Origin of the sequence: Lactobacillus delbrueckii subsp. delbrueckii DSM 20074 = JCM 1012 (assembly GCF_001433875.1) — a bacterium.
In the GTDB taxonomy this organism is placed as follows: Bacteria; Bacillota; Bacilli; order Lactobacillales; family Lactobacillaceae; genus Lactobacillus; species Lactobacillus delbrueckii.
Window position 1 is genome coordinate 1 of sequence record NZ_AZCR01000084.1, and the last position, 4,442, is coordinate 4,442.

Annotated in this window: 3 protein-coding genes; 1 reads left to right on the top strand and 2 read right to left on the bottom strand. The window is 39.8% G+C overall.

Going from position 1 to position 4,442, the window contains the following annotated elements; all coding sequences use genetic code 11:
- Positions 1–250: 250 nt before the first annotated feature.
- On the bottom strand, positions 251–541 hold the full coding sequence (locus tag FD23_RS08205) for a hypothetical protein (RefSeq protein ID WP_230844912.1): 291 nt from the start codon (positions 539–541) through the stop codon (positions 251–253).
- 168 nt (positions 542–709) lie between these two features.
- Entirely contained in the window at positions 710–3,820 is a 3,111-nt protein-coding gene (locus FD23_RS08210) for a type I restriction endonuclease subunit R (RefSeq protein ID WP_052933776.1), read from the bottom strand.
- On the opposite strand from FD23_RS08210, the gene FD23_RS08215 reads away from it, so the two are divergent.
- On the top strand, positions 3,810–4,343 hold the full coding sequence (locus FD23_RS08215) for a restriction endonuclease subunit S (RefSeq protein ID WP_025896446.1): 534 nt from the start codon (positions 3,810–3,812) through the stop codon (positions 4,341–4,343). The genes FD23_RS08210 and FD23_RS08215 overlap by 11 nt on opposite strands.
- The last annotated feature ends 99 nt before the right edge of the window (positions 4,344–4,442 follow it).

Sequence of the window (4,442 nt, forward strand, 5' to 3'; positions counted from 1 at the left end):
AGATATCGCGGCTCTTGTAAAGATTCAAGGCTTCAGAGGCTGTCATCTTTTCGGAGGTCACGATCGCGAAATAGCCGCACAACTGCAGCTCTCGTTCGATGACATCTTCTCGCTCCTTTCGCAATTATTCAGAGATACTTACGGCTTTGATAGCTTGACGAGCTTCTGGAGTTGAACAAGGACAAAATAAATCCCAGCACCTTGATTGGCGTTGGGATTCTTAGGAAGTTTGCTTTAGCTATATTCTGGATTATTCTTGATATTCAGAATAGTTATCACGTAGATATTCGCGGTCATCTTTATCAAGGCTCTGGCCGGTTGAAAGCTCTTGGTAAATCTTATTTTCTGCCTCGTTTACCGGGCGGTCTTCAACGATGTTGTCCTTCCGGCAAACTTGCACAGCTTGGTTTGAAAAGTAGTCTGAGTACTGCATCACTCCTTTGGGATTTGCAGCAGTTGGCACTCTTTTGGCATAAAGGTGGATTGCTCTGCCAAATAAAATACCCATTTTTTCTCTAACATCGTCTTGAACTTCATCCACGGCGAAAGCAGCATTCTTCGTCTTAATAAGCTTTAATGCTATTGTATTTCCATAATTCTATCACACACGTACGACATCCTAATAAAAGGGTTACAAATCTGGCTCGCTAAGATGTTTTACCAATGTATCTAACTCTTTCTGTACTCCAAATTAAGTGTTTAGCCCTACCTATGACTCGTTAGCGGCCATACGCTCAGCTTGTTCTAAAACATTGTCGACAGCTTCACTTGCAAAGTCCGGGGGATAACCATACTTACGTAACAGTCGCTTGACCGCCATTCTCATTTTGGCTTGAACATTCTTACGTCTAGACCAGTCAACCCCGGCATTGGCCCTAACGGTCTTGACTAATTCATGGGCAATCTTATGTAAAGTTTCCTCGCCAAGCATCTGAACAGCCTTCTCACGGTTTGCCAAGGCGTCATAGAAAGCGATTTCTTCAGGCGAGAGGCCTAAGTCCTTCCCCTTCTGCTGCTCCTTATTAATTTCTTGAGCCATTTGGATCAATTTACGGATTACAATTTCACTGGTAATACCGCGCAAATTATATTCTTTGATAGAGTTTTCCAACATTTCTTGGAATTTTTTACCTTGTACAACGTTGGTTGACTGTATCAGCTTAACCTTGGCTTTAAGGATCTTTTCCAAGATATTAATAGCTAAGTCCTTCTCCTCCATCTCAGAAACTTTTTGCAAAAATTCATCCGAAATCAAGTCCAAACTTGGTCTTTCGAGTCCTAAGTCTTTGTAGATATCAACTTCCGGCTCTGTGATGATTGACTGGTCTATCAGTTGCAGTAGACGATAATCGACTCCAATTTTACCTGGATCTGAAGTATTTGACTTAATTTTAATTAGGAACACCTTTACTGCACCAAAAAATGCAATTTCAGGTGCTAACTCTTGCGCTTCTTTTTGGGTAGCTACCAAGGCATACAGTCTTTGGGCTTGAGAAACAGTTGTAAGGAACTTTTGCTGATCGTCTTCGCTTTCTGATAGCAATTCATTCGCGACTTTCGAAACGACTTTAATTCGGATAGTCTTATCATCTGAGTCGAACCCTTTATAATTAACGCCATATAAGAAATCATTTCTGATGATATTATACTTATCCTTCAGTAAAGATAAGGCCTTTGATATACTAATTCCGACTTGACCCTGATCATTCTTAGAATACTTCCGTAATGCTTGGTTCAAGGACTCTGCAATACCAATGTAGTCAACAATTAGGCCGCTATCCTTGTCTTTGAATACACGATTGACCCGGGCAATTGCTTGAATTAAGTTATGTCCATGCATAGGCTTGTCAATATACATCGTATTTAAGCTTGGCACATCAAAGCCTGTCAGCCACATATCAACAACAATGACAATCTGAAGCTCGTCATTGTTATCCTTCATCCGATGTTGTAAAGCTTGTCGTTGCAACTTAGTAGTCTTGAATCTTGCAACTTCCGGGCCATCGGAAGCATTTGTAGTCATAACGATCTTAATCTTCCCTTTGTTAAGATCATCATCGTGCCATTCTGGTCTTAGCTTGATAATTTCATCATACAGTCGAACAGCATTAGTCCGCGAATTTTCTACGATAATAGATTTCCCAAAGGCCGATTTTTGGCGAGTTTCAAAGTGCTTAACGAAGTGTTTTGCAATTGCTTGAAGACGAGACTTAGCGCCCGCAAGCGTTTGAATACGAGTCATTTCTCGCTTACGACGTTCATTCTGTGGCAGATTTGGATCATCATCGATGCCACTCTCATTAATAAGCTTGGCCAGCTTTTCCTGGTCCTCTTTCTTAATCGCAAGTGGGAAAACATGACTTTCGTAGTAGATCTTGACAGTCGCATGGTCTTTAACTGCTTGAGTGATATCGTAAACATCGATATAGTTACCAAAAACGGCGGTAGTCGATTTATCGGCCATATCGATTGGCGTACCTGTAAAGCCAATAAACGATGCATTTGGGAGTGCATCCCTTAGATACTTAGCATAACCATACCGAATCCCATTATCGGTCATTTTCGCCTCAAGGCCGTACTGAGTTCTGTGGGCCTCATCAGCAATGACAATTACGTCATTACGATCTGTCAGAACAGGCATCTCAGTTTCTCCTAGTTCGAAATCTGGAGAGAACTTTTGGATGGTGCTAAAAACAATACCACCAGACTTTCTGCTCATGTAGTCTCTAACTTCACTACGGTCTTCAGCGTGTTCTGGAGTTTGCTGAAGATATTCATGAGCGGCAGAAAAAGTATCAAACAATTGATCATCCAGGTCATTGCGGTCGTTGATCACCAAGATCGCTGGGTTCTTTAGTTCACGTTCAACAATACCGGCAAAGAATACCATTGATAGAGACTTACCTGAGCCAGTAGTATGCCAGACCACACCAATTCGCTTATCTTTGGGATTTGCGAGGGTCTGCTTTGCGCGTTCAACTGCCTTATTGACCATGTAATATTGGTGATAAGCAGCCAAAATTTGGATTGTCTGGTCTCTATCAGTCTCATAGATAATAAAGTTCTTAATGATATTGAGCAGGTCTTTAGGATTGAGCATATACTTGATGAGCGTCTCAATTTCCATTGTTCCGCTTTCAAGTTCAACATTTCGAGGTTCACGCCATCTCATAAAGCGATCTATTCCCGCTGTCATTGAGCCTACACGCGCATTAATACCATCTGATGAGACCAAAATCTGATTGTAGCGCATGTAATTTGGAACATCATGCTTATATGTCCCAAGTTGAGCGAATCCTTCTCTCACACCAACGTTGGAATTATCAGCATTTTTTAATTCAAATGTCACTAACGGCAATCCATTGACAAAAATGGTTACGTCTGGCCGACGCTCGTGCTCCCCCTGGTTAACCGTAAATTGATTGGTCGCCAAAAAATCGTTATCCTGCCAATTTTTAAAATTAATTGGATAAAGAGTTATGGTCCTGTCTTCACCCTTATCAACAGTTTTAACCTTTGCGCCACCAACTAGCAAATTATGTAAATAGTGGTTATTGATCATAATATCCGGGCTATCAGCCAGAATTTTGAACTGGCGTAAAGCCAGTCTATAGATTTCATCGTCATAACCAGGGTTGAATCTTTTCAAAGCAGACATGAGCCGACCTTCAAGAATAACCTTGGTGTGGTCATTTTGACGTTCTGCGTCAACCTCAACATTAGGTTCGGTATAGCTATCACTCTTAAGTACCGTATAGCCCTCTTCAGCTAATTCTTCTAACGTCAAGTTTTCAACGTCTCTCTCATCAATGTATGACAATGCTTTCACCTCTTTCTTTGGTAGGATAAATGATAATTTATTTAAACTGGCCAAAATACACTTTGATCGTCAACTTGATAGTGAGAACATTAAGTTTTCACAGATATCAACAATCCAAAACGAATATGCTTTCAAAAGTAAAGAATATGTAGACACCAATGAATTAATGATTCTAAGGACAAAAAATATTAATGATAATCATCTATTTTCAAAAAATGACGTGGTTTATATTTCTAAAGAATTATTTGATGAATATAAAAAATTTTCATTCAGTGCGTTTGATACTGTTTTAGTAATGGTTGGAGCAAGTATTGGGAAAACTGGATTCGTAACCTCAAATATGACACCAAGTCTTCAAAATCAAAACATGTGGAGATTCAGGCCAAAAATGTCGAATATTCCAGGCCTACTTATTTTTCAATATGTCAATTATATAAACAAACATATCATAGGTTCTGCTACAGGAAGTGCAAGAAGCTTTTATAGAAAAAACTGTTTAGTGAATTTGAAGTTCCACGTATAAACTCTACAAATTATATTTACGCCAATTGCAAGAATAAATTGAACACTTACCATAACATCTAGCAGATTTTGACTATCTACGCCGGTAAATGCGGTCAAG

Bases quoted from the DNA above. Each gene is read 5' to 3' on its own strand.
- FD23_RS08215 (WP_025896446.1), top strand. From the start codon at position 3,810: ATGTATGACAATGCTTTCACCTCTTTCTTTGGTAGGATAAATGATAAT.